This is a genomic window from Azoarcus sp. DD4, assembly GCF_006496635.1.
In the GTDB taxonomy this organism is placed as follows: Bacteria; Pseudomonadota; Gammaproteobacteria; order Burkholderiales; family Rhodocyclaceae; genus Azoarcus.
In genome coordinates this window covers 59,142-85,897 of the sequence record NZ_CP022958.1, presented here as the reverse complement: position 1 = coordinate 85,897, position 26,756 = coordinate 59,142, and the positions used below count along the sequence as shown (strand labels likewise).

The 26,756-nt window shown below is 71.3% G+C and carries 21 protein-coding genes; 8 read left to right on the top strand and 13 right to left on the bottom strand.

All coding sequences use genetic code 11. From position 1 onward, the window contains the following. Positions 1-104: 104 nt before the first annotated feature. Positions 105-1,214: an AI-2E family transporter gene (locus CJ010_RS00380; protein WP_141016193.1), complete on the top strand. Its 1,110-nt coding sequence runs from the start codon at positions 105-107 to the stop codon at positions 1,212-1,214. 101 nt (positions 1,215-1,315) lie between these two features. Next, complete coding sequence (locus tag CJ010_RS00375; protein WP_141016192.1) at positions 1,316-3,550, top strand: PAS domain S-box protein; 2,235 nt, start codon at positions 1,316-1,318, stop codon at positions 3,548-3,550. Here CJ010_RS00375 and CJ010_RS00370 read toward each other — a convergent pair. Both CJ010_RS00370 and CJ010_RS00365 read right to left on the bottom strand, forming a co-directional pair. Next, positions 3,526-3,972, bottom strand: coding sequence for a hypothetical protein (locus CJ010_RS00370; RefSeq protein ID WP_141016191.1), 447 nt, complete (start codon positions 3,970-3,972; stop codon positions 3,526-3,528). The two genes, CJ010_RS00375 and CJ010_RS00370, sit on opposite strands and share 25 nt — an antisense overlap. Positions 3,973-3,988: 16 nt before the next feature. Continuing rightward, the gene (locus CJ010_RS00365) at positions 3,989-5,356 is read right to left on the bottom strand and encodes a (Fe-S)-binding protein (protein ID WP_141016190.1); all 1,368 of its coding nucleotides are present in this window, start codon (positions 5,354-5,356) and stop codon (positions 3,989-3,991) included. Positions 5,357-5,592: 236 nt separating this feature from the next. On the opposite strand from CJ010_RS00365, the gene CJ010_RS00360 reads away from it, so the two are divergent. The 3 genes from CJ010_RS00360 to CJ010_RS00350 are packed head-to-tail and all read left to right on the top strand — an operon-like array spanning position 5,593 to position 12,655. Continuing rightward, positions 5,593-7,323 (top strand): DUF2138 family protein, encoded by a 1,731-nt coding sequence (locus tag CJ010_RS00360; protein WP_141016189.1) that lies wholly within the window; start codon positions 5,593-5,595, stop codon positions 7,321-7,323. Further along, positions 7,323-8,021 carry a DUF1175 family protein gene (locus tag CJ010_RS00355; protein ID WP_141016188.1) on the top strand — a complete coding sequence of 233 codons (699 nt, stop codon included), beginning with the start codon at positions 7,323-7,325 and terminating at the stop codon, positions 8,019-8,021. Before CJ010_RS00360 ends, CJ010_RS00355 begins: the two co-directional genes overlap by 1 nt. A 17-nt stretch (positions 8,022-8,038) precedes the next feature. Continuing rightward, positions 8,039-12,655 carry an MG2 domain-containing protein gene (locus CJ010_RS00350; protein ID WP_141016187.1) on the top strand — a complete coding sequence of 1,539 codons (4,617 nt, stop codon included), beginning with the start codon at positions 8,039-8,041 and terminating at the stop codon, positions 12,653-12,655. 13 nt (positions 12,656-12,668) lie between these two features. Here CJ010_RS00350 and CJ010_RS00345 read toward each other — a convergent pair whose 3' ends face one another. The 10 genes from CJ010_RS00345 to CJ010_RS00300 all read right to left on the bottom strand — a co-directional run bounded on the left by CJ010_RS00345 (position 12,669) and on the right by CJ010_RS00300 (position 21,837). Next, positions 12,669-13,241, bottom strand: coding sequence for a DUF4166 domain-containing protein (locus tag CJ010_RS00345; protein ID WP_205754860.1), 573 nt, complete (start codon positions 13,239-13,241; stop codon positions 12,669-12,671). Then, positions 13,241-13,717, bottom strand: a complete 477-nt coding sequence (locus CJ010_RS00340) for a DUF2269 domain-containing protein (protein ID WP_141016186.1) — start codon at positions 13,715-13,717, stop codon at positions 13,241-13,243. Before CJ010_RS00340 ends, CJ010_RS00345 begins: the two co-directional genes overlap by 1 nt. Then, positions 13,714-14,559: an NAD-dependent epimerase/dehydratase family protein gene (locus CJ010_RS00335; RefSeq protein WP_141016185.1), complete on the bottom strand. Its 846-nt coding sequence runs from the start codon at positions 14,557-14,559 to the stop codon at positions 13,714-13,716. The genes CJ010_RS00340 and CJ010_RS00335 overlap by 4 nt, the downstream gene beginning before the upstream one ends. Then, on the bottom strand, positions 14,556-14,906 hold the full coding sequence (locus tag CJ010_RS00330) for a hypothetical protein (RefSeq protein WP_141016184.1): 351 nt from the start codon (positions 14,904-14,906) through the stop codon (positions 14,556-14,558). Before CJ010_RS00330 ends, CJ010_RS00335 begins: the two co-directional genes overlap by 4 nt. Before the next feature lie 100 nt (positions 14,907-15,006). Beyond that, entirely contained in the window at positions 15,007-16,041 is a 1,035-nt protein-coding gene (locus CJ010_RS00325) for a helix-turn-helix domain-containing protein (RefSeq protein WP_205754859.1), read from the bottom strand. 88 nt (positions 16,042-16,129) lie between these two features. Further along, the gene (locus CJ010_RS00320; RefSeq protein ID WP_141016183.1) at positions 16,130-17,545 is read right to left on the bottom strand and encodes a PLP-dependent aminotransferase family protein; all 1,416 of its coding nucleotides are present in this window, start codon (positions 17,543-17,545) and stop codon (positions 16,130-16,132) included. A 99-nt stretch (positions 17,546-17,644) separates the two neighbouring features. After that, positions 17,645-18,895: a hypothetical protein gene (locus CJ010_RS00315; protein WP_141016182.1), complete on the bottom strand. Its 1,251-nt coding sequence runs from the start codon at positions 18,893-18,895 to the stop codon at positions 17,645-17,647. Further along, entirely contained in the window at positions 18,892-19,710 is an 819-nt protein-coding gene (locus tag CJ010_RS00310) for an outer membrane lipoprotein-sorting protein (protein WP_141016181.1), read from the bottom strand. The genes CJ010_RS00315 and CJ010_RS00310 overlap by 4 nt, the downstream gene beginning before the upstream one ends. After that, positions 19,703-21,103: an ABC transporter permease gene (locus CJ010_RS00305; RefSeq protein WP_141016180.1), complete on the bottom strand. Its 1,401-nt coding sequence runs from the start codon at positions 21,101-21,103 to the stop codon at positions 19,703-19,705. Before CJ010_RS00305 ends, CJ010_RS00310 begins: the two co-directional genes overlap by 8 nt. Continuing rightward, complete coding sequence (locus CJ010_RS00300; RefSeq protein ID WP_141016179.1) at positions 21,100-21,837, bottom strand: ABC transporter ATP-binding protein; 738 nt, start codon at positions 21,835-21,837, stop codon at positions 21,100-21,102. The genes CJ010_RS00305 and CJ010_RS00300 overlap by 4 nt, the downstream gene beginning before the upstream one ends. A 190-nt stretch (positions 21,838-22,027) precedes the next feature. Between CJ010_RS00300 and CJ010_RS00295 the strand changes: the two genes are divergently transcribed. Then, positions 22,028-22,798, top strand: a complete 771-nt coding sequence (locus tag CJ010_RS00295; RefSeq protein WP_141016178.1) for a response regulator — start codon at positions 22,028-22,030, stop codon at positions 22,796-22,798. Next, a complete protein-coding gene (locus CJ010_RS00290) occupies positions 22,795-24,108 on the top strand; it encodes an ATP-binding protein (RefSeq protein ID WP_141016177.1) in 1,314 nt (437 codons plus the stop codon). The genes CJ010_RS00295 and CJ010_RS00290 overlap by 4 nt, the downstream gene beginning before the upstream one ends. A gap of 20 nt (positions 24,109-24,128) precedes the next feature. Here the strand turns inward: CJ010_RS00290 and CJ010_RS00285 are convergent, their stop codons facing one another. Beyond that, on the bottom strand, positions 24,129-26,009 hold the full coding sequence (locus tag CJ010_RS00285; protein WP_141016176.1) for an alpha/beta hydrolase: 1,881 nt from the start codon (positions 26,007-26,009) through the stop codon (positions 24,129-24,131). A 186-nt stretch (positions 26,010-26,195) separates the two neighbouring features. Here CJ010_RS00285 and CJ010_RS00280 point away from each other — a divergent pair, with 186 nt between their 5' ends. Beyond that, positions 26,196-26,753, top strand: coding sequence for a mechanosensitive ion channel family protein (locus CJ010_RS00280; RefSeq protein ID WP_141016175.1), 558 nt, complete (start codon positions 26,196-26,198; stop codon positions 26,751-26,753). Positions 26,754-26,756: the final 3 nt, after the last annotated feature.

Below are 26,756 nucleotides of genomic sequence, written 5' to 3'. Positions count from 1 at the left end.
CGGTGCTGAACCGAATGTTGCGGCGATGGTCGTCAGGACATCGCAAGCCGGTATAGTCCGGCGTTCGACCGTGTCATGCGGCCACTGGATCTGCCCTCAAGTTCATGTCGCCCATCTTTCCCGCCTACCTCATCGCCCGCTGGCTGCTGATCCTGGTCCTGCTCGCCGGGGTCTATTTCTTCAGCGGTTTCATCCTGCCCGTGCTGGCCGCGCTCATCATCGGCTTTGCCAGCTGGCCACTGTACCGGCGACTGCTGCAACGCTGCGGCGGGCGCAGCGCGGTGGCGGCCAGCGTGGCGCTGATCACCGTCATCCTGGTGCTGGTGGTGCCGCTGTCATTGGCAGCGACGTATGCGATCCGTGAGGCGGAGGGTTTCATCGACTGGTTGCTTGCCGCCAACCGCAACGGCATGTCGCCGCCGCAGTGGGTGAGCGCGCTGCCGCTGGTGGGCGAACGCCTGGCCGGCTACTGGCAGGAGCACCTCGGCGAACCGCAGGCGCTCGGCAACTGGGTGCAGCTGTTGAGCGGCCAGCACCTGGGCAACATCTACCGGGTGGTGCTGGCCGCCACCGGCGACATCTTCCATCTGGCGCTGACCGTGCTGTTCATGTTGATCACGCTGTTCTTCATCTACAAGGACGGTGCCCACGTGGTGGCGCAGCTCGACCTGGTCGGCGAGCGCATCCTGCCGGCGCGCTGGGAGCGCTTTTCGCGCGTGGTGCCGGCCACCGTCAGTGCCACCGTCACCGGCATGGGCCTGATCGCGCTCGGCGAAGGCGTGGTGCTGGGCGTGGCCTACTGGATCGCCGGCGTGCCCTCGCCGGTGCTGCTGGGCGCCGCCACCGGCTTCATGGCACTGATCCCGGGCGGCGCGCCCTTGTCCTTCACGCTGGTGTCGCTCTACCTGGTGGGTTCGGGCAATCCGGTGGCCGGGCTGGCGCTGTTCCTGTGGGGCACGGTCGAGCTCTTCATCGTGGACAAGACGCTGCGCCCGCGCCTGGTGGGCGGGCCGGTCAAGCTGCCCTTTCTGCCGACCTTCTTCGGCCTGGTCGGCGGCGTCAAGACCATGGGCCTGGTCGGCCTCTTCGTCGGTCCGGTGCTGATGGCGCTGCTGGTGGCGATCTGGCGCGAATGGCTGCGCCATGTGAACGCAGGGGCCGAGCGGCCGCCAGCCGGCGAACCGGCGGCAATGGATGCCGCCGGCCCGCGCTGAAGACGCAGTCTCGGCGGATGCCCCTATTGTCGGCGGACCCGGCTTGGGAGTAGAACTGTCGCCGCGCCGGCCTGGTACCGGCGCGACCGAGGATGCCTGCCATGACTTCAGCGTCGTCCGCCGTTTCGTCGGCCACCCGCCTGCCGGAAGGTTTCGACGTCGCCAGCCTGCTCGCCCACCTGCAAGTGAGCGTGGCCGATGAGCGCGGGTGCATCCTTCACGCCAACGACCGTTTCTGCGAAGCCTGCGGGTACGGCCGCGAGGAGCTGATCGGCCAGTCCTACCGCATGCTCTCGAGCGGCCGCCAAGCGCCGGATTTCTTTCACGAGTTGTGGAAAACCGTGCGTGCCGGGCTCAACTGGCGCGGCGAGCTGTCGAACCGGCGCAAGGACGGTTCGGAATTCTGGGTGGAACTCACCGTGGTGCCGCTGCCGCCGGACGCCGACGGCCGCCGCCGCTTCGTCGGCATCGGCTCGGACATCACCCGGGTGGTCGAGGCTGAGCTGCAGTTCCGCCGCAGCGAGAAGCGCTTTCGCGGCCTCGCCGAAACCATCAGCGCGGCCATCCTGCTCCACCGCGGCGACAAGCTGCTCTATGCCAACCGGGCGGCCGAGCGGATCACCGGCTACGGGCACGGCCAGTTGCTGGAGATGAGCATTCCCGACCTGGCCCACCCGGACGCGCGCGATGCGGTGCGCGCACGGATCGCGGCGCGGCTGCGCGGCGAGGAAGTGCCCGAGGTGTACGAGATGCCCATCGTCACCGCCAACAGCGAGCTGCGCTGGCTGGAGGTTAACGCGACCCTCATGGAATATGAGGACGGCGTCGCCGTGCTGGCGACCGCCATCGACGTTACCGAGCGCAAGCGCGCCGAGGCGGCGCAGCGCCATATGCAGCAGGTGCTGCAGCAGATCATCGAGGGCGACCCGGTGCCGACCTTCGTGATCGACGCCAACCACGTGGTGACGCACTGGAACCAGGCCTGCAGCCTGGTGACCGGAACGTCGGCTCAGGCGCTGGTGGGCAGCCGGCGCGCGTGGTCGGCCTTCTACCCGAGCGAGCGGCCGGTGCTGGCCGAGCTCATCGTCGATGGCGACATCGAGGCGCGCATCGAGACCTACTACCGAGGGCGCTTTCGCCGCTCGATGGTGATACCCGGCGCCTACGAGGCCGAGAGCTTCTTCCCCCATTTCGGCGAGCATGGCCGCTGGCTGTTCTTTACCGCGGCACCCCTGCGCGACACCAAGGGGCGCATCATCGGCGCCATCGAAACCCTGGTGGACATCAGCGCGCGCAAGCAGGCCGAGGAGGCGCTGCAGCGCGCCCACGACGAACTCGAAGGTCTGGTGGCCCGCCGCACCGAGCAGCTGGCGCGTGCCAACCAGGCACTGGAGCAGGACATGCGCCGGCGCGAGGCGTCAGAACGCGAGCTGCTGCGGCGCAATATGGAACTGACCGAACTCAACCGACGCCTGCAGGAAGCCCAGGCGCAGCTGCTGCAGTCGGAGAAGCTGGCGTCCATCGGCCAGCTGGCCGCCGGCGTCGCCCACGAGATCAACAATCCGATCGGCTACGTGCAGTCGAATCTCGGCACCCTGTCGCGCTATCTCGACGACATGCGCGAGGTGATCGCCGCCTTCGACACGGCCGCTGCGCAACTGCCGTCCGAGCATCCGGCGGCGCAGGCGCTGGCGCGCGTGCGCCAGGCGCGCGACTTCGACTTCATCATCGACGACCTTCCCGACCTGCTGCGCCAGTCATGCGAAGGCGTCGATCGGGTCGGCCGCATCGTGGCCGACCTCAAGGACTTTTCCCGCCTCGACGGCAGCCAGGAGTGGCAGTCCGCCGACTTGCACCACGGGCTGGATTCCACGCTCAACATCGTCAACAACGAGATCAAGTACCGCGCCGAGGTGGTGCGCGACTACGGCACGCTGCCCGAGGTGGAATGCCTGCCCTCGCAGCTCAACCAGGTGTTCCTCAATCTGCTGGTCAATGCCGCGCACGCGATGCCCCCCGAACGCATGGGCCGCATCCTGCTGCGCAGCGGCCACGAACCGGGCCCGGAGGGCGGGCAGGTGTGGATCAGCGTGGGCGACGACGGCTGCGGCATTCCGCCGGAAAATCTCGGCCGCATCTTCGACCCCTTCTTCACTACCAAGCCGGTAGGCAAGGGCACCGGGCTGGGCTTGTCGCTTTCCTACGGCATCGTGCAGCGCCACAACGGTCGCATCGAGGTCGACAGCACACCCGGCCGCGGCACCACCTTCCGCGTCGTGCTGCCGGTGCGGCAGGCGACGCCCGCCGGTGCTCAGAGCGAGAATTCGAAGAGCTGAGGCATCAGCCGCCGGTAGCGGCGCAGTTCGATCACGGTTGCCGGCACCAGGGTGCCGATGGCGTACCAGAGGCGGTCGCGCTCGTCGGCATTCCTCGCCTTCAGCACCGGGCGCAACTCTTCCCACGCCAGCCAGTCGATGCGACCCAGGCGTGCGGTGACGGCGTCGGGCAGGTCGCGTGCGCTGTCCACCATCACGTTCATGCACTGCAGCGCCTTCTTGCGCGCCGCGCGCGATTCGAAGAAGGCATCCTTCTCCCAGCCGGAAGTGCACAGCGAGATCGCCACGCCGGCGTCGTGAAGATTGCCGAGCAGGCCGGCACACCACAGCGCGCGGCCGATGTCGGCAGTGGGGACGTCCGCGCTGGCGGGGTCGATGGGCAGGGCGCCGGAGGAGTCGGGCAGCCGGGACATGTCGGACATGGGCGTATCTCCGTGTTCAGGCGAGCGCCGCCTGCAGCAGCAGGGCGACGTGGATGGGTTCGCGCGCCACGCCCTCGCGGATCTGGTGGCGACAGGAAAAGCCGTTGGCGAGGATGGGCGCATCCGGCGCCGCACGCAGCGCCGGCAGCAGGTCGAGTTCGGCCATGCGGCGGGACAGTTCGGCGTGCTCGGCTTCAAGGCCGAAGTTGCCCGCCATGCCGCAGCAGCTCGCCTCGACGAATTCGAAATCGAAGTCGGGGATCAGCCGCAGCACCTTGCGCAGCGACTTCATCGCGCCGACCGCCTTCTGGTGGCAGTGGCCGTGCACCAGGGTCTTGCCGCCGGCGATGGGCTTGAGCGCCAGCCTGAGGCGCTTGCGGTCGTTCTCGCGGGCGATGAACTCCTCGAACAGATAGACCTGCCTGGCGAGTGCTTCGGCCTCGGCGCCGAGGCCGAGCTTGAGGTGGTCGTCGCGCAGCGAAAGGATGCAGGACGGCTCCAGGCCCACCACCGGCCAGCCTTTCTCCAGCGCCGGACGTAGTGCCGCCTGCATGCGGCGGGCCTCGAAGCGCGCGGCCTCGACCTGGCCGAGCGACAGCCAGGTGCGGCCGCAGCATAGCGGGCGCGCCGATTCGGCGTCGTCGGCGGCGGGCGACAGCACTTCGACCTGGTAGCCGGCGGCGCTGAGCACCGCATGGGCGGCGGCGGCGACTTCGGGTTCGAAATGGCGGGCGAAGGTGTCGACGAAGAGGATCACGTGGCGGTCGTCGGCCAGCGCCGGATAGAGCTCGGACGCCGTGGCGGCGGCAGCGGCGGGTGGCGCTGCGTAAGGCGCGGCGGCTGGTTCCGGCAGCACGCGGCCGGCGGCGATGCCCAGCCAGCGTTCGCCCAGTCTGGCCAGCCAGGGGCTGCGGTTGCGCCAGCGCACCAGGCTGGCGACCCAGCGGCGTTCGCCGAGCAGGCGCGGCAGGCCGGCGAAGAGGCGGTCACGGCGGCTGGTGCCTAGCGCGGCATTGCGCTGGGCGAGCACCTCGATCTTGATGGCCGCCATGTCGACCTGGTTGGCGCATTCGCGCTTGCAACCCTTGCAGCCGACGCAGAGGTCGAGTGCGTCCTTGACGCGCGGATCGGCAAAGGGGGCGTCGCCGAACTCGCCGTTGAGCGCGGCCTTGAGCACCTTGACGCGCTCGCCGGGCGAATGGGCCGGATCGTCGGTGGCGCGAAAGCTCGGGCACATCACGCCCTTGGGTTTCTTCAGGCAGCTGCGGTCGCTGATGCACACCGCCACCGCCTTGGCGAAGTCGCCCCCGGTCGCGGGTATGCCGGCATAGGCGTCGCCTTGCCCGGCGGTTTCGTAGGACGACCAGTCGAGTTGATGTTTCATGCCTGCCTCGTTGCGGTCCTCTGACATAGCAAGGCCAGTGCCATCTATAGGAATCAATGGCTTGAGGTAAACGGCCGGTGTTTTCTGGCGCAAAGACGACACAGATGTCCTGTTTTGCGTCACATCGGCTGTCGTTAGCTCCGCTGCGCCGTCGGGCTCGGGCATAATCACGCGGCTTATCCGCTTCGCATTGCCGTCCCACCGGGGCCGGCCCTTGTTCTGACGGTGTCCGCCCCATGTCCTCCACACCTGCTCCTGCTCCCGCGCCCGCTGCGTCCAGCGCCGCGGCGCCATCCGGCCGCCGCCGCCTGCTCATGGCCGGCGCTGCCGGCCTCGCCCTGCTGCTCGGCGCCATCGCGCTGTTCTGGCTGCAGCGCTTCGACGGCAAGGTCAATGCGTTGTCGCTCGATCTTTCCCGCCCCGACGCCCTGATCCGCACGCGCAGCCTGTCGCGCCTGCCGGCCGATCTGCTGCGGGTGCCGCTGGCGCGCGACGTGCTGACCGAGGACTTCGTCGATTACTACGAGCATCACGAGCAGCGTCTGGCGCTGTCCGGCACGCTGCGCCGCATCGCCTTCGAACATGCGCTGAGCCTGCCGGAGCGGGTACTGGAATCGGTGTTCGACGAGCCGGCCGAGGTGGCGCTGTGGCGCGGCGCCGACGGTACGCTCAAGCACTTCGCGGTGGCGATGACGCGCAATGGGCTGGCGCGCGCACTGCAGCTGGCGCTGCCGGTGTTGCCCGATACCCAGCTGGAGACCGCCGGCACGCTGCGCGGCAGCCGCGCCCGGGTGCTGGTGCTGCAGTACGGCTACGGCCGCTATCTGCTGCTGGTGGCGCAGGGCGACCGGGTGGTGGCCCTGTCCGATCCCGGCATGCTGCTGGTGGCCGCCGAGGGTGAGGCGGCGGACGGCGCCGAGCCGGCCCAGGACGAGCGCGCCGCCGCGCTGATCGCCCGCCTGCTCGACGCCGATGCCGGGCGCGATTCGCCCTTCGCCGCACACTTCGCGCTGGCCGCGCCGCAGGCGTCGGAGCGGCACCAGCTGGTGGTGGGCGCCTCCTTCTACGCGCTCGGCTACGAGGCCTTCGCGCCGGGCGTGGCCGCGCTGTCCTTCGCCTTCGACGACAAGGGCGGTTGGCGCACCGCTGCGCTGATCGATGCCGACACCCTGCCTGCCGGCGGTCTCGACGGCGGCGCGCTGTGGCCGGCTCTGCCGCACGGTGCCAGCCTGTGCGCGCTGCTGCCGGCCGACTGGGCGACGCTGGCGCCGCTGGCTGCCCGCGTCGGCTCGGGCACGGGCGAGGACGGCGGCAAGGCGGGCGTGGCCGAGCTGTTCGAAGACCTGTTCACAGGCCCGGCGGCGGTGTGCTGGTATGGCGAATCGCGTCTCTACACGCCGCTCTTCGTTGCCGGTCTCAAGCGCGATGTCGACGATGCCTGGGCCGGCGAACTCGCAGCGCTGTTCACCCGGGCGATCGGCCAGGGCGCGCAGGAGCAGCGCACCCCGGTGGAAGCGGTCCGGCGCGACAACGGTGCGCGCCTGTGGCGGCGGCCGGTGGAAACCGTGTTCGGCGCGCGCCGCGGCGATGCGGAGCCGGCACTTGCGCCCACGCTCGCGGTGAGCGGCCGCACGCTGCTGTTCTCGCCCGATGCCGCGCTGGCGGACAAGGCGCTGGATGTGTCCGCCAAGCTCTACCCGGCGCTGGCCGACAGCCTGCCCAGCGCTGCCCGCACGCTGGCGCTGATGGACCCGGCGCCGCTCGCCGCGCTGCTGCGCAAGGAAGTCTTCGCCGCCTTGCCGCGCAACGAGGAGACCCTGCTTCGCAACGCGGCCGACGCTCACCTGTTGCCGCGCCTGGACGCGCTGGCCAAGTATCCGGCCTTGCGCCTGGTGCGCGCCGATGGGGCGCTCGAGGGGCGGGCCTGGCATGCGCTCGACTGGGAGAGCGCCGGGGGCCAGCGCTGATGCCTCGGCACCCGCGCGCAACGCAGCGCGGCCGCCGCGGTTTTCTTGCCGCGGCCGGCGCGCTGCTGCTCGGTGCGTCACCGCCGCTGCGGGCATTGATGCCGTTGGCGCCCGGTCGTGCCGTGGATGCCGTGCCGCAACTGGATGCCGAACAGAGCCGCGCCTTCCGCGCCTGGGTGGTGCGCATCGCCGACGCGCAGATCCGCCGCGGTCCGACGCCGCGCTGGACGCATCGCGACTGCGCCGGTCTGGTGCGCTTCGCGGTGGCCGAGGCGCTGGCCGAGCACGACCTGCGCTGGCGGCGCGCGATGGGCATGGATGGCCGCCTGCCGCCCGAGGCCGTGCCCGACGCGCTGCGCGCCGAGCTGCGCCACCAGTGGAAGCGGCCCGACGGCAGCACCGGCGCCTACGTCAATGCCATCGGCCTGGTGCAGGAGAACAGCCGTGCCGTCGGCCGCGACCTGCGGCTGGCCCGTCCGGCCGACCTGCTCTTCTTCGACCAGGGTGAGGCCCAGCACCTGATGCTGTGGACCGGCCGGCGCATCGTCTATCACAACGGCGCCGAGCCGCGCCCCGGCGACGACGGCCTGCGCGCCGTCAGCCCGCGCGAGCTGCTGCAGTGGGCCGACACCCGCTGGCGGCCCGACGCCGCCAATCCCAATTTCGCCGGCGTCTACACGCTGGCCTTCCTGACCTGAACCGCGATTCCGGCGCCATGACGACTTCCTTCCGCCCGTCCTTCCCGCGTTTCCTCGGTGCCGCGCTGTTCGCGCTGGCCTGCCTCGCCACCCCGCCCGCCGCGCAGGCGCAGGCGGAAGTCGGGCTGTCGAGCGGCTATACGCCCTTCGAGAGCATGCCCTTCTTCATCCTGGCCGATAAGCAGTTCGGCAGCGGCGACGAGGCCTTGCTGCGGGTCGAGGTGCCGGCCAGGGACGGCGGCCGCCAGATGCTGGAGGCCTACGGCGGGGTGGACATCCTGCTCTACCGGGTGCCGAAGCCGCTCGACTTCCTCAAGGCGCAGAAAAACCTGCATCGGGTGGATGTGCGCGCCCGGCCGCGCGACGAAGGCCTGGCCAACACGCTGTCCTACCTGTGGGACAACGCCTGGAAGAAGTCGCGGCTGGCCTGGCGCGACCTCTTCGACGCCAACACGCGCGGCACCGTCACCGCCGCGGCGCCGGCGCTGCAGAGCCGGCCGGCGCTGCTCGAAGCCACCGAATTCCGTGCCCCGCAGCGCTTCAAGCCGCTGCAGGGCTACGAACTGGTCGACCGCTTCCGCTACCCGGTGTGGCAGGCGCAGCCGATCAAGCCGCCGGAGGTCAAGCTGCAGGGTTCGAGCAGCGATTTCATCCCGGCCAGCGAAGGCAACATCCATGTACCGCTCGGCAAGCTGAAACCTGGCCTCTACCTGGTCGAGGCCATTATCGGAACCCACCGCGCGGTGACCTTGCTGTTCGTGTCCGACACCGTGGCCGTGACCAAGATCGCCGCCGGCGCGCTCACCGTGTGGACCGCCCACCGCGACGACGGCCGGCCGGTGGCCGACAGCCGCCTGCTGTGGACCGACGGCGTCGGCACGCTGAAATCCGCCACCACCGGCGCCGACGGACTCGCCACGCTGGCGCACGCCAGCCCGGAACGCACCTGGCTGCTCGGCGAGGATGCCGCCGGCGGGGTGTTCGTGTCGGAGAACTTCTACTACGACAGCGAGATCCACGACACCAAGCTGTACGCGGTGACCGATCGGCCGTTGTACCGCCCGGGCGACTTGGTGCGGATCAAGTTCCTCGGCCGCGACTTCCAGTCCGCCAGCCGTTCGCGCCCGCCGCGCGCCGGCGAGCTGCGTATCGAGGTGAGCGATCCCAACGGCACGCCGGTGCTCGCCACCACGGCAGCGCTCGCGCCGGACAGCGGCGCCGATACTGCCTTCCGCCTGCCCGACAACGCCGTGGCCGGCGGCTATGAGATCCGCATCGGCTACGAGGACAAGCGCTATGGCGCCGCCTTCCGCGTCGCCGAGTACGTCAAGCCGCATTTCGAGATCGAGTTGCTGGCCGACCAGCCGAGCTTCAAGACCGGCGAGCCGGTGAGCGGCAAGGTCCGCCTTGCCTATCCCGACGGCAAGCCGGTGAAGGACGCCGCGGTGGAGCTCACGTTGCGCGCGCAGACGCTGACCATGGTGCAGGGCGAACTGCGCTACAGCGGGCTGTTCCCGGTGCAGCTGTCCACCGCCAGCCTCACCACCGACGGCAGCGGCGAGGCCAAGTTCACGCTGCCGGCGGCGAAGGAGCCGTCGCGCCTCATCCTCACCCTGCTCGCCACCGACGGCGCCGCCTACCGCGTGCGCAGCTCGCGCGAACTGCTGGTGGAGCGCGCCGCGGCGAGCTGGAAGCTGGCGAGCACCCGCAGCTTCACGATGGCGGGCGACAAGCCGGCTTTCCGCCTCGAAGCCGAAGGCGAGAACGCCGCGGCGCCGGTCAAGTGGGAGATCGTGCGGCTGGAGGATCAATCCCGCAGCGGCGGCGATTTCGACCCGGCGCAGCGCGAGTGGAAGCCGGCGCTCGACCGCCCCGGCTCCTATTCGCTGATGCTGCGCGACGCCGCCGGCAACATCGTCGCCGCCACCGCGCACTGGGTGGGCGGCGCCACCGACAAGGACAGCCTCAAGGTCGCGCCCGGCTCGATCGAGATGGTCACCGACAAGGCCAGCTACCAGCCGGGCGAAACCGCCGAGGTGCTGATCTCCTTCCCCGAGCCGGTGGATGAAGCGCTGCTGACCCTGGAGCGCGACGGCGTGGACGCCACCGCCCTGCTCAGCCGTCCCGGCGGCTGGCTGCGCACCGAGCGCCTCGCCCCCAACCAGTGGCGCGCGCGCATCCCGGTGAGCGAGGCGCACGCGCCCAACATGACCTTCTCCGCGGTGTATGTGAAGCATGGCGACTACGTGTTCCAGAACGCCGGCCTGGTGGTGGAGCCGCCGCGCATCGCGCTCGACATCCGCAGCGACCACGAAACCGTGCAGCCCGGCGACACCGTGACGGTGGACATCCAGGCCATGCTGCGCGGCAAGCCGGCGCCGGCGCTGCTCACCGTCTCGGTGGTGGACGAGATGGTCTATGCGCTGCAGCCGGAGATCGCGCCCAGCCTGCCCGAATTCCTCCAGCACGTGCGCCGCAACAACGTGCGCACCGGCGCCAGCCTCAACTTCATCGCCTACGACGAAGCGGCCGACTGGTCCGCCGCCGCCGCGCGCCAGCCGCCCGCGCGCCACCAGTACAACGAGCGCGGCGTGAAGGTGCTGGAACGGCCGCGCCGCGACGACACCGACACCGCCGCCTGGCTGCCGGCGCTGAAGACCGACGCCCAGGGCCGCGCGCGCTTCTCCTTCCGCATGCCGGATGCACTGTCGCGCTGGCGTATTACCGTGCGCGCGGTCGGGCTGGACAGCGCCGACGGCGTGCCCGGCCAGCGCACCGCCTACGTCCGCTCCGACAAGCCGCTGTACGCCAAATGGACCTCGCCCGACTGGCTGCGCGAAGGCGACAGGCCGCAGGCGGCGCTGGCGCTGTTCAACAACGCCGCCGAGGAGCGCAAGGCCGAGGTGGTGCTGAACCTGGCCGGCAAGGAGATCAAGCAGGAAGTCAGCCTGCGCCGCGGGGTGAATTACCTCCAGTTCGGGCTGCCGGAGTTCAAGGGCCGCGAGACGGCCCGCGTCGAGGTCAAGGAAGGCGGCAGGACGGTCGATGCGCTGGAGACACCGCTCGCCGCGCGCGGCGCGAAATGGCGCGGCCCGCGCGAGCAGATCCTGAACCTGCACGGCGACACCCCGGCGGCCTTCGGTCTGCCGGCCGATGCCCGCGACCTGCGCCTGCGGCTGGTGGCGGGCGGCGGCGAGCACTTCCTGCGCATCGCCGACGACCTCATCGACTACCCCTGGGGCTGCACCGAGCAGACCGCCAGCCGGCTGATCCCGCTCGCGTTGGTGACGCCGCTGCTCGCGCCCAACCGCCATGCCGAGGGCGAGGGCGGCCGGCTGTGGCAGACGCTCTACAGCCAGCGCCTGCGGCTGGCGGCGCTGGCCGGTCCGCAGGCGGTGTTCGGCTGGTGGGGCGACGGCAGCGAGAACAGCGCGCTGATGACCGCCTACGCCTACTACGCCGACTGGTATGCCGCGCGCGCGCTCGGCATCGAACTGCCGGCCGCGCACTGGGAACGGGTGCTGACCGCCTACCGCAACCACGCCAGCCGCGAAGCCTTGCTGCACCGCGCGCTGGCGCTGTGGTTCGCGCAGGAGATCGGCCTGCCGGTACGCACCCAGGCGGAAGGCCTGCTGCGCGGTCTGGCCGAGGCCAAGGCGCCGGAAGACAGCGCTGTTGGCGCCGATACCTGGAGCCCCTTCCTCGCCGCGCCCGACAGCGCGCTCGGCCTTGCCCATGCCCGCGTGCTGGCGGCGCTGATCGCCCAGCGCGCGCAGGCGCCGTTGCCGGCCGGCTTCGACGCCGCGGTGGCCGAAGCCCAGACCCAGCTCGCCGCCAGCAAGCGTCCGGCGGCGCGTGCGCTGCTGCTGCTCGCCGGCACCGAGGCGAAGACTGCCGCGCCCGACATCCTCGCCCACGTCGGCCAGGCCATGCCCACGCTGGATCGCGCCCTGACCCTGGTGTGGACGCGCAAGGCGCTGGGCGAGATCGCCCCCGGCACGTCCGCCGGCCGCCCGGTCGGTGTCTGGCAGGCCGCCACCGCCGCCTTCGGCCAGCCCGAATGGCGCTGGCCCGCCACCAGCGCCATGCCGGACGGCGTCCGCCTCGAAGGGCGCAGCGCCGATGCCCCGCCGCTGACCGCGGTGCTGCGCTACGAAGCGGATGACGCCGCCGGCCCCGGCACGCTGCCGGTGGCGGTGGAACGCCGGCTCTATCGCCTCGAACGCGGCGACAAGGGCTACACCCGCACGCCGGTGAGGCCGGAAGACGGGCTGTCGGTGCAGGCGCTCTATCTCGACGAGATCGTGCTCAAGGCCGACGCGACCCACCGCCACGGCCTGGTCGAGGCCGCGCTGCCGCCCGGCGCCGCGGTGGAGCGCGGCACCTGGGGCATCAATCTGCTCGACGGCGGTCCCCAGGCCGCACCGCTCGAACGCGCCCGCGCCGAGGAACACAGCGGCAGCTACGGCGTGCCGGTCGACCGCCTCGAAGGCACGGTCACCGTGCGCCACCTGCTGCGCGTCGCCCAGCCCGGCCGCTTCGTGCTGCCGCCGGCGCGCTACTACCGCATGTACCAGCCGGAGGAGAAGGCGCTGGCGGACAAGGGCGAGGCGGCGGTGTGGCTGGTGAAGTGAGCCCGACGCCGCGTCAGCGTGTCTCGAACACGCCGGCGTAACGGAAGATCTGCCCGAGCAGCGGGTGGGTCAGGCGGAAGTCCATCGCGAAGCGGCCATCGTCGATGGCATGCTCGACGATGGTGGTGTGGCCCAGCAGCAGCCACTCCGGGATGGGGATCAGCCTTCCGCCCAGCCTGGCGACGAAGCGGACGCCGCGATAGTGCAGGCAGCCGTCCTCGACATGCACCGCCATCTGCAGGCCGAACACGGCATTGACGAACTCGATGAGCTGGTTGCCGCCGGCAGCGATCCAGCGGGTGTCGAAGCGCAGCTGGCGGCCGTCGGCGTAGGTCATCGTGCGCTGCCAGCGCTGGGTCTGCCCCGCGGGCCCTTTCTCGACCACCGTCCGCACGCCCCGGCCGCGCCGGTGCACCAGCGCCCCCAGCCGGTGCAGCGCGAAGAGGACGGGCTGCATGAAGCGCGGATACTCGATGTCCAGCTGGCCGACATCGGTGCTGCTGCCGGCGCGGTAATGCGCCTGCAGGGCGGCCGGCAGTTTCTCCCAGTCGGCGCCGAGCGCGTTCTGCATCAGGCTGTTCATCATCACAGTGCTCCCGGAATGTGTTTGAAGACCATCAGCGTCACCACGACGCACATCGCCGCAAAGGCCGGCACGCCCAGCCAGAACCAGCAGCGCGCCATGCGCCAGTACTGCGACGGCAGCGGCCGCGCGCCGGCGACGGCTTCCTCGGCGAGCCGGCGCATGCGGATCTGCAGCCACACCACCGGCAGCCAGCAGGCGCCGGCCAGCGCATAGAGCGCGAGGCTGGTGGCGATCCAGGGCGTGCCCGGCGGCAGCCCGAGCAGGTGCGCCAGCCACAGCCCGCTCAGCGGCTGGAAGATCACCGTGGGCGTGGTGAACAGCCAGTCGGCGAGCACCACATGGCGATTGACGATGGCAATGTGCGCCACGTTGCCGCTGCGGTCGGCCATCCATTTGTAGAAGGCGCTGCCCAGGCCGGTGCCGAACAGCAGCACCATGCTGAGGATGTGCAGGGTCTTGAGGGTGGCATAGCTCATGGCGTGCTCCTGGCGGGCAGGGTTTCGGCGATGCGCGGCGCACGCCCGAGGAAGCGGACGAAGGGTGCGGGGTCGTGCGCGCGGGCGGACAGCAGCATGCGCAGGGTGTCCGGTTGCATCACCGGGTTCAGGTGACGGGTGAAACGGGCGAAGGCCAGTGCGGCGGCTGGCGGGATGTGCATCGGCCTTGCCGCAGGCAGGCCTTGTGCCGCACGCAAGCGCGCCAGCCAGCTCCCCGGCGTGTGGGTTTCCGGACCGACGAGGTCCAGCGTCAGGCGCGTTTCCGCGCCCGTCAGCGCACGCAGCACGGCCGCGACCACGTCGTCGATGTGGATGGGCTGCAGGGCCTGGTCGTCGTCACCGATCACCGGCAGCAGCGGCAGCGCCGCCAGCCGCATCAGCAGTTCGGCGCTGGCGCCGCCGCGGCCATGGACCAGGGCTGGCCGCAGCACGAACCAGTCCAGCGGCAGGCTGCGCAGGCTATCGTCGGCAGCGCCCTTGCTGCGGTGGAAGGCGGTGCCGGCGCGCGCATCGGCACCGAGTGCGGAGAGCTGGATCACCCGTTGCGGGCCAGCCCGGGCGCAGGCCTCGAACAGCGCCGCGGGCGCGCGATGGTGCAGCGTGTCGAAGCGCTGGCTGCCGCGCTCGGCGATGATGCCGACGCAATTGACCACGGCATCCATGCCGTCGAGCAGCGGCAGCCAGTCGGCCGCACTCAGCAGCCGGGCGAAGTCGCCGCCATTGCGCCGCGACAGGGGGCGGACCCGGTGCCCGGCGGCGGCGAGCGCAGGGACCAGGTGGCGGCCGATGAAGCCGCCGGCGCCGGTGAGCAGGATGTTCATTCCGCCCGCTCCACGACATGGATGTGCGGCACCGCCAGGAAGCGGTTGAGGCGCTTGCCCACCGTGTACAGGCCGACCAGGAGTCCGCCCAGACTGGCCAGCAAGGTCAGGCGCAGGCTGGCGACGGGGTCGGCGAGGCGGTCGAACATGTCGCTGAGCAGTACCAGCAGCAATGGCGCGATGGTCAGCATCAGCCGGGTGTAGCTCAGCCAGAAGGCGGCGGCCGGCGCGTCGGGGCAGAGCTGGCGGAGGACGTCGATCAGCGGACGGGACAGCACGATCAGTACCAATGTGCTGATGGCGATGCTGACGACCAGCTTGGTCGGCAGGAAGGCGCTGGCATCCATGGGAGGCTCCTGTGTGTTGAAGGCCATCCCACTGTGGCGAGCGCTGTCGCCGGGCGCTTCCTTTCCTATCCGAAAGGAGCAGTTCTCCTGTGCGAAATGATCATTCCGGTGCGCCGGAAGCCTGCTTGCGGTACTGGCCGGGCGTCATGCCCTCGATTTCGCGGAACGCGGCATAGAAGTTGGACTGGGTGCCGAAGCCGACACTGAGCCCGACCGACAGCACCGACGCCGAGGGTTCGGCCAGCAGCATGGCCTTGGCCGCGTCGACGCGCTGTTCCCGCAAGTAGCGGGAAAAACCCTTGCCCAGCCGGGTGTTGATGAGTTCCGACAACTGGTGGGGGCTGAGGCCGAGGCGTTCGGCCAGCGTCGGCAGGCTCAGGCCGGGATCGGCGTATAGCCTGTCCCGCCCCATCGATTGCGCCAGCGCAGCGAGCGCGTGCTCGCAATCGACGTTGCCGAGCGTCGATGTGGCGTATGCGCTCTGCGCGGTCTCCCGCACTTCGGCCGGCAGCTGCGGGCGCAGGTCCAGTGTCAGCTGCACCAGGACGAAGGCGAGGCCGATGGCCGCGGCGTAGAGGCTGAAGTACAGCTTGTCGGGCAAGGCGGGCTGGATCAGGCCGAACAGCGAAGCGGCCAGCGCGATGACGAAAACGCCACCCAGCAGCAGGATCTCGCGCCGGTAGCCGCTGCGCGCGTGGCGCAGGCGGTAGAGGGTGCGCGCGAGCCAGGCGAGGTAGCCGGCGCCGATCAGGAAGGCCAGGGATCGGCTTGGCGTCGCCGGTAACAGCGGCAGCAGTGCCAGGGGCAGCGCATGCCACAGCAGGCCGGGGCGCAGCCCGGCCGGCAGCTGCGGATCGAGGATGGGCCGGCCGAAGAGGAAGAAGGCCGGTGCCACCAGATAGAGGGTCAGGCGGTAGGCCGCGGTATCCACCCACGGCAGGTCGAACCGCAGCCAGGCCAGATGCGCCAGCTGCAGCGCGCCGAGGGCCAGCAGCAGCGACAGGCCGGCAAGGCGCGAAAGCGGCTGGCCCGGGTAGTCTTCGCGCCGGAAGCGGGTGAGCGCCAGCGTGAGGGCGCTGAACAGCGAGTAGCCGATCAGCAGCAGTGCGAGCGTGTTTGCGGTGGAGAGCAGCACGGCGGTCCCGGAATGTCATGGTGATGTGCCACGGGCATGGCATCGGGCGCCGAGTGTAGCGAGTATCGGCGGTCTGGGGGCCGCCCGCTCAGCCCAGCGCGTCGCGCAGGCGCCCGCACAGCCGGCGCGCTTCGTCCGCACCGGCGATGTTGGTGAAACCCAGCAGCAGGCCGCGCCGGGCGTCGTCGCCCTGTATCCAGCCCGACAGCGGCAGCACCGCCAGGCCCCGGGCGTTGGCGCTGGCTGCCAGTGCCTGATCGTCGGCGCCGTCCGGCAGCCGCGCCAGCAGGTGGATGCCGCCGGCGCGCAGGTCGATCCGCAGCCTGTCTCCGAGCGTGGCGTGCAGGGCGTCGACCAGATGGCCGCGGCGTTCGGCGTACAGTCTGCGCATCTTCTTGAGGTGGCGGCCGAAATGGCCCTGCACGAGAAAGTCCGCCACCGTCGCCTGCAGCAGCGCCGGGCAGTATTGCTGGAAGACCTCGGCGGTGTGGCGGAAGCGCTCGACTTCGCCGGGCGGCACCACCAGGTAGGCCAGCCGCAGGCCGGGGAAGAGCACCTTGCTGAAGGTGCCGGTGTAGAGCACGCGGCCTTCGCGGTCGATGCTCTTCAGCGCCGGTAGCGGGCGGCCGTGGTAGCGGTATTCGCTGTCGTAGTCGTCCTCGACGATCCAGGCGCCGCGCGCGCCGGCCCAGTCGAGCAGGGCGAGCCGGCGCGCGAGCGACAACGACACCCCGAGCGGGCTCTGGTGCGACGGCGTGACGACGGCGAAGCGCGCGTCCGGCGCGAGAGCGAGGCCGTCCGCCACCCGCAGGCCGTCCTCGTCCACCGGCACCGGCACCAGCCGCATGCCGGCGCCGCGCAGGAAGTCGCGGGCGTGGAAGTAGCCGGGGTCCTCGAACCAGCAGGCGTCGCCCTGCTGCTGCAGGCTGCGGCAGACGAGGTCGAGCGCGCCGCGGTAGCCGGCGGTGACGAAGACCTGTTCCGGCGCGCAGGCGATGCCGCGCGAGATGCCCAGGTAGGCGGCGATGGCCGCGCGCAGCGCCGGATCGCCCTGGGCGGGCGGATAGCCGAGGCCGGCGGCGGTGATGCTGCGCAGCCGGTGTCCTGCCAGCCGGTTCCACAGCTTGCGCGGAAAGGCATCCAGCGCCGGCAGGCCGAGCTGGAAGGGCGGCGGCGCGAGGCCGTCGTGACGGCCGGGATCGACCACTGCCGACGGTGCGCTGCGCGGCGCCACCGCGGCATAGGCGTGGGTGGCGAGCTGCGGCGCCACCACGGTGCCGGCGGGGCCGCGCGGCTGCAGGTAGCCCTCGCCGATCAGCAGCTGGTAGGCCGCCTCCACCGTGCCGCGCGCGAGGTTGAGCTCGCTCGCCAGCGCCCGCACCGCCGGCACGCGGTCGCCGGGGCGCAGCCGCCCCTCGGCGATGGCGCTGCGAAAGCGCTGGTAGAGCTGCAGGTAGACCGGCGTGGCGAGGGCGCGGTCGGGGTGCAGGTTCAATCCGGTCATGGCGCTTGTCCCACTCGCTCGATCGATTCTTGGTACTGGGTCATGGGCCATCGTACGCTTGATCAACGCCTTCAACCGGCTGGCGGTGGCGGCACGGCGCTAGAAGGCGTGCAGCCACGCCAGGTTCAGGCTGTGGCGGGGAGTGAGGGCGGCGGCCGGGTCTGCTGCGCCGTGGCTGCCGGCCCAGCGCAGGCGGATGTCGTCGCGGTCGCCGGCGGCCCAGCCGAGTTCGATCTGCCAGCGCCGCGCAGGGCTGTCCAGGGTGCGGCGCACGAAGGCGGAGACGTCCAGGCCGGCGATGCCGAAGGCGTCGTCCCAGGCGAGGCGGGCGAACAGCGCGCGCTGGCGGGCGGCGCCGTCGCGCTGGTGTTCCAGCGTCAGCACCGCGCCGGCCGCGGTGGTCCAGGCGAGGCCGAGGGCGCTGTCGTCGGCATGGCGCAGCGGTGCGCCGTCGGCCGCGGCGCGGCGGCCGCTGGAAAATTCCGCATGCACCACCCACGCAGCGCCCAGCAGGCGGGTGAGATTGGCGCCGACTTGCGGGCCTTCGCCGGCGCGGGCGTAGGCGAGCAGATCGAGGCTGGTGTGCTCGTCCAGCGAGGGGGAGAGCTTGAGCAGGGCGGCGCGGTCGCGGTTGGTGCGCGACCAGCCGGGGGCGGTCAGGCTGCTTTCCGGGCCGGCGGCCAGCGCCGGGATGAGGGCGAGCTGGGCCGAGCCTGCGGCGCCGACCCACTGCTGGCGCAGCATCACCGTGCCGAGCCGGTTTTCGCGCTGGGCGCGCGGGTCGAGGCTGCCCTGCTCGATGTCGGCACCGCGCTTGAGGTAGTCGGTCGGGTTGTAGCCACTGCCGACGCCGTTGCGCCAGTTGATGCGGCCGAGGTCCACGTACCAGCCCGGCGCCGCGGCGAGGCTGGCATAGGCTTCGCGCAGGGCGTTGCGCTGGCGCGTGCCGTCGCCGCCGCTGCGGCGCTCGTAGCGGTTGGACAGCGCCAGCCGCAGGCCCGCCGCTGCCCGCCATTCGCCGCGGAAGTCGAGCACCACGCTGCCGTAGCCCTGCGTTCCGCCACTGGCTCGCTCCTGCTGTTCGCGCGCGAGTTCCAGCCGCAGGCCGGGGCCGCTGCCGTGCCAGCTGGCCGGGGCGGCTGCGGTGTCATCGGCGTCGGCGGTTTCCGGCTGCAGCGCGAGCGGGTCGAAGCCGGCTGCCGCCGCGGGCGGGCCGGCCGCGGCGAGCAGCAGGGACACGACCGTCCCCAGCGCGCGCAGGAAGCCCAAGGGACGGCCGAGCTGCCGCCCCGCAACCTCCTCCCACGGAAAGGGCGCGCCCCCGGCGGGCGGCCGTACGGCGGCGCTCATTCGCCGGCGAAGCGCGGCAGGTAGTCGCGCTGCAGCCAGGCGTCCGGCACCTCGCGGAGGGTGTGCCGGGAGAGCTGCATGACGGTCACCCAGTCGGGGTCGAGTCCGTCGATGATCACCGTCTCGGTCGGCCGCAGCACGCCCAGCACGTCGCGGTACTTGCGGAAGTAGGCGGTCTTCAGCAGGCGGCCCTCGGCGCTGTGGTAGCGGGCCATCAGCGGGTGGTGGTCGTCGGGGGCTATCCAGTAATCGGCCAGCGGATAGGGTACGTCGTCGCGCAGCGCGGTGAGGCGCAGGCGGGCAGCCTCGCGGGTCTGGCCGTCGCCGTCGCGCAGGCTTTCGCGCCCGACCAGTTCGGCGCGGTAGTCGCGGGCGAGATTGGTGCTCATCACGTCGCCGTTGCTGGCCTGGCCGAGCAGGCGCTGCTGCGGCGAGATGCGCACGCTGGCACCGCTCGCCGGGTCGTGGAACCAGAGGTCCAGCCCGCGCCGCAGCATCAGCTTGCCGGCATCGCGCGCCGGGGCGACGAAGCGCACCAGGTTGTTGTACTGGCCGCTGTCCGGCGCCGGGCGGGAATACACCGTGAGCACCGAGCTGCCGGTCTGGCTGCCCTGGCGGAACTCGGTCAGCGCGATGCGCACCGAGAAGCTGCCGGGCAGGTTGCGCACACGGTCGCTGCCGGCGAGCAGGGCGAGGGCTTCATCGTCGGCGATGGCGGCGCGTACCGCCTCGGGCAGGGCGTAACCGGCAGCGAGGCAGCAGGCCGCGAAGAGCAGGCGGCGGCGCCCGCCGCGGTGGACGGTGGAATCAGGCATGGCGCAGGGCCTCCACGATTTCGAGACGGGCGGCGCGGCGGGCGGGCCACCACGACGAGAGGCAGGCGATCGCGGTCATCGCCAGCAGGGTGCCGAGGCAGAGCCGGGCGCTACCCTGCACGTCGACGGTGATCGGCACCGGCGTGGTGTTGCCCGGCGGCGTCCAGCTGGAGCCGGCCTGGTTGATCAGGCCGGCGGCCAGCACCAGCGCCAGCACGATGCCCAGCGCGGCGCCGAAGGCGCCCACCAGCCCGCCTTCGAGCACGAACATACGGCGGATGCGTGCCCGCGGCAGGCCGATCGCGCGCAGCGAGCCGATTTCGCCGGTGCGTTCGCTCACCGCCATGTTCACGGTGTTGGCCACCGCGAACAGCGTCACCACCGCCATCAGCAGCGAGACGAAGCCGAACAGGGTGCGGAACATGCGGACGACCTGATTGTAGCTCGGCGATACCTCGGCGAAGGGTCGCACTTCCAGCGTGTCGCCGGCGTAGTCGCGCACCACGGCCTCGACCCGCGCCCGCGCCTCGGCCAGGCGGGCGCTGTCTTCGAGCTGCAGCACCAGCGCCGACGCACCCGCCGCGCTGCCGCCGAACACCAGCCGCTGCGCCAGCGCCAGCGGCAGGCCGACGTGCATCATGTCGAGCTCGCGCACGCCCTGGCGTTCGGCGCGTGCCACCGTCATGCGGACGATGTTGGGCGCGCCGCTGGCGCCGGCGGCGAGCAGATCCACCGCCACCGCGCCGTCGGCGGGCGCGGCCGGTCCGGCCTGGCGCGCCTGCCGGCTGAGTGCGGCGAGGTCGGCGTCGATGGGAGCGGCCGCGACCGGGACGGCGGCTGCCGGGGCGCGGATGCAGTCGGCGATGGACAGCGCGTCACACAGGTCGAGCAGCTGGGCGAGGCCGACGCCGATCACGCCGTCTTCCGGGCGGTCGGGCCGCAGCGAGGTCCGCAGCGGCGGCGTGCCCAGCCGCAGGCCGTCCCAGGCCAGCATCCGGGCGCGGTCTTCCGCTACCCAGCCGGCGGCGCTGAAGGTGCTGGAGTTGGCGCTGGCGAAGTGGCCGGCGACGCCCTGCACCTGCAGTGTCGGCGTCACCAGGCGCAGCATCGGCGCCAGCTGCGGATCGGCGCGCAGGCGGCCGACGAGCGGACCGTAGTCGTGCAGGGCATGGCGGGCCGGGTTGGCGCGGCCGAATTCGAGGTAGCCGCGGTTCATGATCTGAAGATGGCCGACCTGGCGCACGGTGAGCGTCTCCAGGCCCTTGATGGTGGCGGCGACATAGCCGCCCAGCATCACGATGGCCATCGCCGCGACCGCGACGGTGGCGAGCGTGATGGCGCTGCGGCGGCGGTTGCGCAACACGTTGCGCCAGGCGAGGAAGAGCGTGTTCATGCCGCCACCTCCGCCAGGGTTTCGAGGTGCTCGATACGGCCGTCGACCAGGGTCACGCGGATGTCGGCCGCGTCGAGCACGGCCGGGTCGTGCGAGGAGAACACCACGCTGGTGCCGGTTTCGCGTTGCAGCCGGCGCAGCAGGGCGATGATGCCGGCGCCGGTGGCGCGGTCGAGGTTGGCGGTGGGTTCGTCGGCCAGCAGCAAGCGCGGCGCATTGGCCAGGGCGCGGGCGATCGCCACCCGCTGGCGCTGGCCGCCGGACAGCTCCGACGGCCGGTGGCGCGCCTTGTCGGCCAGGCCGACACTGGCGAGCAGTTCCAGCGCGCGGGCGCGGCGCGCGGCGGCGGGCAGCGCGCCGAGGCGCATCGGGTATTCCACGTTTTCCAGCGCGGTCAGCACCGGTAGCAGGTTGAAGCTCTGGAACACGAAGCCGATGTGCTGCGCGCGGAAGGCAGACAGCGCGTCGTCGTCGAGGGCATCGAAATCGCGGCCTTCGAAGCGGATCTTGCCGGCGTCGGCGCGGTCGAGGGCACCGAGCAGGTGCAGCAGGGTGCTCTTGCCGCTGCCCGACGGGCCGGTGATCACGGTGAAGCGGGCGGGCGCGATGTCGAGATCCACGCCGTCGAGGGCGACGACGGTGGTCTTGTCCAGGCGGTAGCGCTTGTGGATGTCGCGCAGGACGGCGAGCGGTTCGGTGCGCGCGGCGGCGGCATCCGGTGTGGCCTTGTTCATGGCGGTGTGCTCCGGCAGGGCGGGCGCCCCGGTGGCGGCCCGCGATGGGCGTATTGGGCGCCCGCCCGTGTAGCCGCGGTTTGTCCTGCCGGCCGTGGATTTGTATCGCCCGCTGGCCGCCCGCCCCGCCGATACGCGCCGGCCACGGGCGGATACACAGCGACACACGTATGACGGCACAATCACGCCCATGAACCGTCCGGACCACGTACTCATCGTCGACGATGACCCCGACATCCGCGACCTGCTGGCCGACTACCTCGGCAAGCAGGCGCTGCGGGTGTCGACCGCGGCCGACGGCCGCCAGATGCGTGCCGCCCTGCTGGCCGCGCCGGTCGACGTGGTGGTGCTCGACCTGATGCTGCCCGGCGAGGACGGCATGACGCTGTTCCGCTGGCTGCGCGACACCCCGGCCCATGCGCAGATCCCGGTGGTGATGCTGACCGCGCGCGCCGACGACGTCGATCGCATCATCGGGCTGGAGATGGGCGCCGACGACTATCTCGGCAAGCCCTTCGTCGCGCGCGAGCTGCTCGCTCGCGTGCGTGCTGTACTGCGTCGGGCGCGCATGCTGCCGCCGGGCACGGTGCGCACCGAGGTGGCGCGCTACCTCGCCTTTGGCGACTGGTTGCTCGACACTGTGGAGCGCCATCTGGTGGCGCGCGGCGGCACCGTGACGCTGCTGCAGGCGGCTGAATACACGCTGCTGCGCTTCCTGCTCGACCACCCGCAGTGCGTGGTGAACCGCGACCAGCTGCTGATCGGCCTGGCCGGGCGCGAGGCCGATGTGTTCGACCGCTCCATCGACCTGCGCGTCAGCCGGCTGCGCAAGCGCCTGGGCGACGACGCGCGCGAGCCGGCCTACATCAAGACCATACGCAACGAAGGCTATGTGCTGTGCAAGACGGTCGCCGCGCACGTGACGCGCCCGCCGGGCTTCGGCGACGGAGACGGCGCGTGAAGTCGCTCGCCGGGCGGGTGTTCCTGATCCTGGTGGTGGCCACCGTGCTGATCCAGGTGCTCAGCTTCGGCGGCGCGCTGGCGGTCAGCGCGCGCGATTCGCGGCGCCAGATGTTCGAATTCATGGGTGCCGACGTCGCCTTCCTGCACCAACTGCTCGGCCGCATGCCGCCGGCGGAGCGCGCGCAGTGGATGCCGGCGCTGGATCGCGGCTTCTACCAGCCAACACTGGAGCCGGCGGGGGTGGTTCATCCCGAGGCCGACACGCCGCATCTGCGCGAATCGATGGCGCCGATGCGACGTCGGCTCGATCCGGCGATCGACGTGCGCGGGGTGATGCTCGATCCGCCGGCGCCGGGCGAAGACGGCATTCCCGCGCTGGCGGTGTCGCTCGATGCCGCCCACACCCTGCTGGTGCGCTTCCCCACCCGCAAGGCGCCGCTCGCGCCGCCGCCGCTGGGCGTGATCGCCGGCTACGTGGCCGGTGTCAGCCTGGCGGTGATGCTGGCCGCCTGGGGCGCGGTAAGGCTGGCGACGCGGCCGCTGCGCCGGCTGGCCGAGGCCGCCCATGCGCTCGGTCACAACCTGGACGCGCCGGCGCTGCCGGAGCGCGGGGCGAGCGAACTGGTCGAGGCCAGCCGCGCCTTCAATGTCATGCAGGCCGCGCTGCAGAAGAACCTGGCCGAGCGCACCCAGATCCTCGCCGCCATCTCGCACGATCTCAAGACGCCATTGACCCGCCTGCGCCTGCGCATCGGCGCCCTGCCCGCCGACGAGCAGGCGCGTGCGCGCATCGAGACCGACATTGACGCCATGAGCCAGCTCGTCGAAGAAGGGCTGGACTACGCCCGCAGTGCGCAGCCGGTCGAGGCCACGGCGCGGGTGGATCTGCAGGCGCTGGTGGAATCGCTCGCCGACCAGGCTGCCGACCTCGGTCAGGTGTTGCGCATCGAGGGCCGGCTGGCGGCGCCGGTCAGGTGCGCGCCGCGCGCTGTCCGGCGCGCGCTGCAGAACCTGGTCGACAACGCCCTGAAGTACGGTGGCGGTGCGGCCACGCTGCAGCTGGCGCAGGACGAGGGCGGGGTGGAGATCCGTATCGAGGATGATGGCCCGGGCCTGCCGCCGGCCTTGCTGGAGCGGGTGTTCGAACCCTTCTTCCGCGCCGAGGATTCGCGTAGCCGCAAGACCGGCGGCACCGGCCTCGGCCTGGCGATCGCGCGCAACCTGATGCGCGCGCAGGGTGGCGACATCCGGCTGGAGAATCGCACCGGCGGGGGGCTGGTGGCCATTCTCCACCTGCCGCGGGGCTGAGGCGGTTCCCACCGGCAGGTTCAGGGCAACGGCCGCAGCACGATGGGTGTCATCGGGTTGCTTCTGCCGGGCACCACCGCGTGCTGCGACACGTGGGCTTCGTAGCCCTCCGCCTGGATGGTCAGCTCATAGTCGCCTTCGGCGAGGTCGAAGAAGGCGAAGTGCGCCTGATGGGCGCCGTCTTCTCCCCGCAGGTGGCGTGCGAGCGCATCGTCGGCCGCGGTGTCCAGCGGCTGCAGCGTCCGCCGTATGCCGGGGCCGCGCAGGCCGATCTCGCGAATGCGCACCGTGTCGTGCGGGCGGCGGTAGCTGCCGGCGGGGCTGCCCACCGAATCCGCCTCGGTGCCGATGTAGCCGCTCAGCTCGCCGCGCGGCAGCAGGCGGAAGCGCGCGTCGGCGGTGGTATTGCCGGCGATCCGCAAGTGCTGGCTGACGGGCTCGCTGCGGTAGGCGGGCATCATCAGGCTGAGTTCGTAGTCGCCGGCGGGAATGGGGCCGATCTCGCGGCCGTTGTCCTCCGCCGACAGCGGCATGCTGAAGGTGGCCGGTGCCGCAGCGCCCCCTGCCGGCCGGAACAGCAGGATGGGTGTGCCGCCGCTGCCGTCGGGCGTTTCGAACTCGAAGGTGGTGCGCAGGCGGCCGGCGTTCTGTGCGTCGCCGCTCGTGCTGCCGGCACCGTCGAGCAGGGTCTGAACCTGGGCCATGACCTGCGGCGACGACAGGATGCCGACGTGGTCCTCGTCAAAGCCGTAGATCATCCGCGCCTCCGCCTGCGCCGCGGTGCGCAGCTGGCTGGCGAGCGTCACCGTGCCGTCGTGATTGGGACGTAGCAGGCTGTAGCCGCCGCGATGGCCGAACAGCAGGTAGTAGTCGATCCCCGCCGGCAGCGGGCGGGCGAACAGCGCCTGCATGAAGTGGCCGTCCGGCTGCATGTCGTGCCATGACGGCACCACCGCCGGCGAGTGCTTCACGCCCAGCTCGGCGGTGGGCTCGCCCGCCCAAGGCGTCGAGATCGAGATGAAGCGCCGCAGCGCGGGCAGCTGATTGCCATGATTGACCAGAAAGCCGCGCGCCACCAGCCCGCCCATGCTGTGGGCGACGATGTGCAGGGTGTCGAAGCGGTGCTCCAGCTGCAGGTTGAAGAGCTTCCAGTAGAGCAGGTAGGCCATCGAATCGACCGCGGCGCCGGAGGGGTACTGGAACAGCCAAGGCTGATAGCGGCGGCGGTCGAGATGTTCGACGAAGTAGCGCCAGTCCTGCGCCGAGCCGGCCGCACCGTGCACGAAAAGCACTGGGACGCGCGCTGGATCGTAGGGTTCGAGGAAGTAGATGTTGCCGCCGGTTTCGCGGAAATAGGCCATCGGCGCCCAGTAGCCGGTTTCGCCGTGCGCGGCGGAAAAGGCCGGCGAGTCGAGGTTGGCGATGGCGCCGGCGCGGGTGCTGTGGCGGCGCTCGAACGGCGGCCAGGCGGCGGCGCGAGTCGCGGTGTCGGGGCGCAGCGGCGCTCCCGGGCCGATGGCGAAGTCGAGCAGCGACACTACCCCGCTGCCGGAGGCCGTCACCGCCTCGGTGGCGGGATACTCGCCGGCCGGCTCGCCGGGGTCGTAGGCGCCGTTGCCGTTGGCATCGCCGAAGGCGAACAGCCGGTAGCTGCCGGCCGGGACGATGAGTTCGTAGCCTCCGGCAGCGTGCAACAGGGTGCGGTGCACCGGCTGGTCCGGCGCGGCTTCGCGCCAGGCGGCTACCACGACCGGGCCTTCCCAGCCGGATGCGCCGATGCGGCCGACGAGCACGGTGGAGGTGTAGAAGGCGCGCGCTTCCTCGCCCAGGCGCAGCAGCGTACAGCCACTCAGCACCAGGCTGACGGCGGCGAGACAGAGCGTTCGGAGCCGGCGATGCATGCGGGATCCTCTGCGGATGGCACGTTCGGGCGGAATTAGCGCACCGCTCGCTACCTTGATGCAAGCGCCATGTCGCCCGGTCCGGGAACCGCCGGCCGCTTTCGCCGCCGGTGTCCCTGTCGCGGCGCTAAAATGGCCCGCCGCTGGGTTCCCGAACCGCGGCCTTCAACCGAGCTGCCGATACGCATGAAACAAGTTCTGCCCGAATGGGCGCTGCCCTGGCTCGAAGTCATCACTCTCGGCCTGCAGATCGCGTCGATCGTACTCGGCGCGGTGCTGCTGCGCATGCTGTTGCGCCGCCTGCTGCGCCGTCTCGGCGAGCACTACAGCCTGCCGCCGGAGCTGGTGATAGGCGGGCGGCGGGTCATGAGCTTCGTCGTCTGGTCCGGTGCCCTGCTGATCATTCTCGACCGCTTCGGCGTGTCGGGCACGGTGTTGTGGACCGCCTTTACCGGTTTCGCCGCGGTCGGGGCGGTGGCCTTCTTCGCCGCCTGGAGCGTGCTGTCCAACATCTTCTGCACCTTCCTCATCTTCAGCACGCGGCCGTTCCGGCTCTACGACCACATCGAACTGCTGGAGAACGGCGAGAAACCGGGGCTGAAGGGGCAGGTGATCGACATCAACCTGATCTACACCACCTTGCAGGAACACGCCGCCGGCCAGGGCGACACCGTGCTGCAGGTGCCCAACAGCCTCTTCTTCCAGCGCACCATCCGCTGCTGGCGCGGCGCGCCGCCGGCGTGACAG

Excerpts from the sequence above, each read along its gene's own strand:
- CJ010_RS00280 (WP_141016175.1), top strand. The coding sequence starts at position 26,196 with ATGAAACAAGTTCTGCCCGAATGGGCGCTGCCCTGGCTCGAAGTCATC.
- CJ010_RS00360 (WP_141016189.1), top strand. The coding sequence starts at position 5,593 with ATGTCCTCCACACCTGCTCCTGCTCCCGCGCCCGCTGCGTCCAGCGCC.
- CJ010_RS00330 (WP_141016184.1), bottom strand. The coding sequence starts at position 14,906 with ATGGATGCCAGCGCCTTCCTGCCGACCAAGCTGGTCGTCAGCATCGCC.
- CJ010_RS00345 (WP_205754860.1), bottom strand. The coding sequence starts at position 13,241 with ATGATGAACAGCCTGATGCAGAACGCGCTCGGCGCCGACTGGGAGAAA.
- CJ010_RS00295 (WP_141016178.1), top strand. The coding sequence starts at position 22,028 with ATGAACCGTCCGGACCACGTACTCATCGTCGACGATGACCCCGACATC.
- CJ010_RS00375 (WP_141016192.1), top strand. The coding sequence starts at position 1,316 with ATGACTTCAGCGTCGTCCGCCGTTTCGTCGGCCACCCGCCTGCCGGAA.
- CJ010_RS00380 (WP_141016193.1), top strand. The coding sequence starts at position 105 with ATGTCGCCCATCTTTCCCGCCTACCTCATCGCCCGCTGGCTGCTGATC.
- CJ010_RS00305 (WP_141016180.1), bottom strand. The coding sequence starts at position 21,103 with ATGAACACGCTCTTCCTCGCCTGGCGCAACGTGTTGCGCAACCGCCGC.
- CJ010_RS00365 (WP_141016190.1), bottom strand. The coding sequence starts at position 5,356 with ATGAAACATCAACTCGACTGGTCGTCCTACGAAACCGCCGGGCAAGGC.
- CJ010_RS00355 (WP_141016188.1), top strand. The coding sequence starts at position 7,323 with ATGCCTCGGCACCCGCGCGCAACGCAGCGCGGCCGCCGCGGTTTTCTT.
- CJ010_RS00315 (WP_141016182.1), bottom strand. The coding sequence starts at position 18,895 with ATGAGCGCCGCCGTACGGCCGCCCGCCGGGGGCGCGCCCTTTCCGTGG.
- CJ010_RS00350 (WP_141016187.1), top strand. The coding sequence starts at position 8,039 with ATGACGACTTCCTTCCGCCCGTCCTTCCCGCGTTTCCTCGGTGCCGCG.
- CJ010_RS00300 (WP_141016179.1), bottom strand. The coding sequence starts at position 21,837 with ATGAACAAGGCCACACCGGATGCCGCCGCCGCGCGCACCGAACCGCTC.
- CJ010_RS00335 (WP_141016185.1), bottom strand. The coding sequence starts at position 14,559 with ATGAACATCCTGCTCACCGGCGCCGGCGGCTTCATCGGCCGCCACCTG.
- CJ010_RS00320 (WP_141016183.1), bottom strand. The coding sequence starts at position 17,545 with ATGACCGGATTGAACCTGCACCCCGACCGCGCCCTCGCCACGCCGGTC.
- CJ010_RS00310 (WP_141016181.1), bottom strand. The coding sequence starts at position 19,710 with ATGCCTGATTCCACCGTCCACCGCGGCGGGCGCCGCCGCCTGCTCTTC.
- CJ010_RS00340 (WP_141016186.1), bottom strand. The coding sequence starts at position 13,717 with ATGAGCTATGCCACCCTCAAGACCCTGCACATCCTCAGCATGGTGCTG.
- CJ010_RS00285 (WP_141016176.1), bottom strand. The coding sequence starts at position 26,009 with ATGCATCGCCGGCTCCGAACGCTCTGTCTCGCCGCCGTCAGCCTGGTG.
- CJ010_RS00370 (WP_141016191.1), bottom strand. The coding sequence starts at position 3,972 with ATGTCCGACATGTCCCGGCTGCCCGACTCCTCCGGCGCCCTGCCCATC.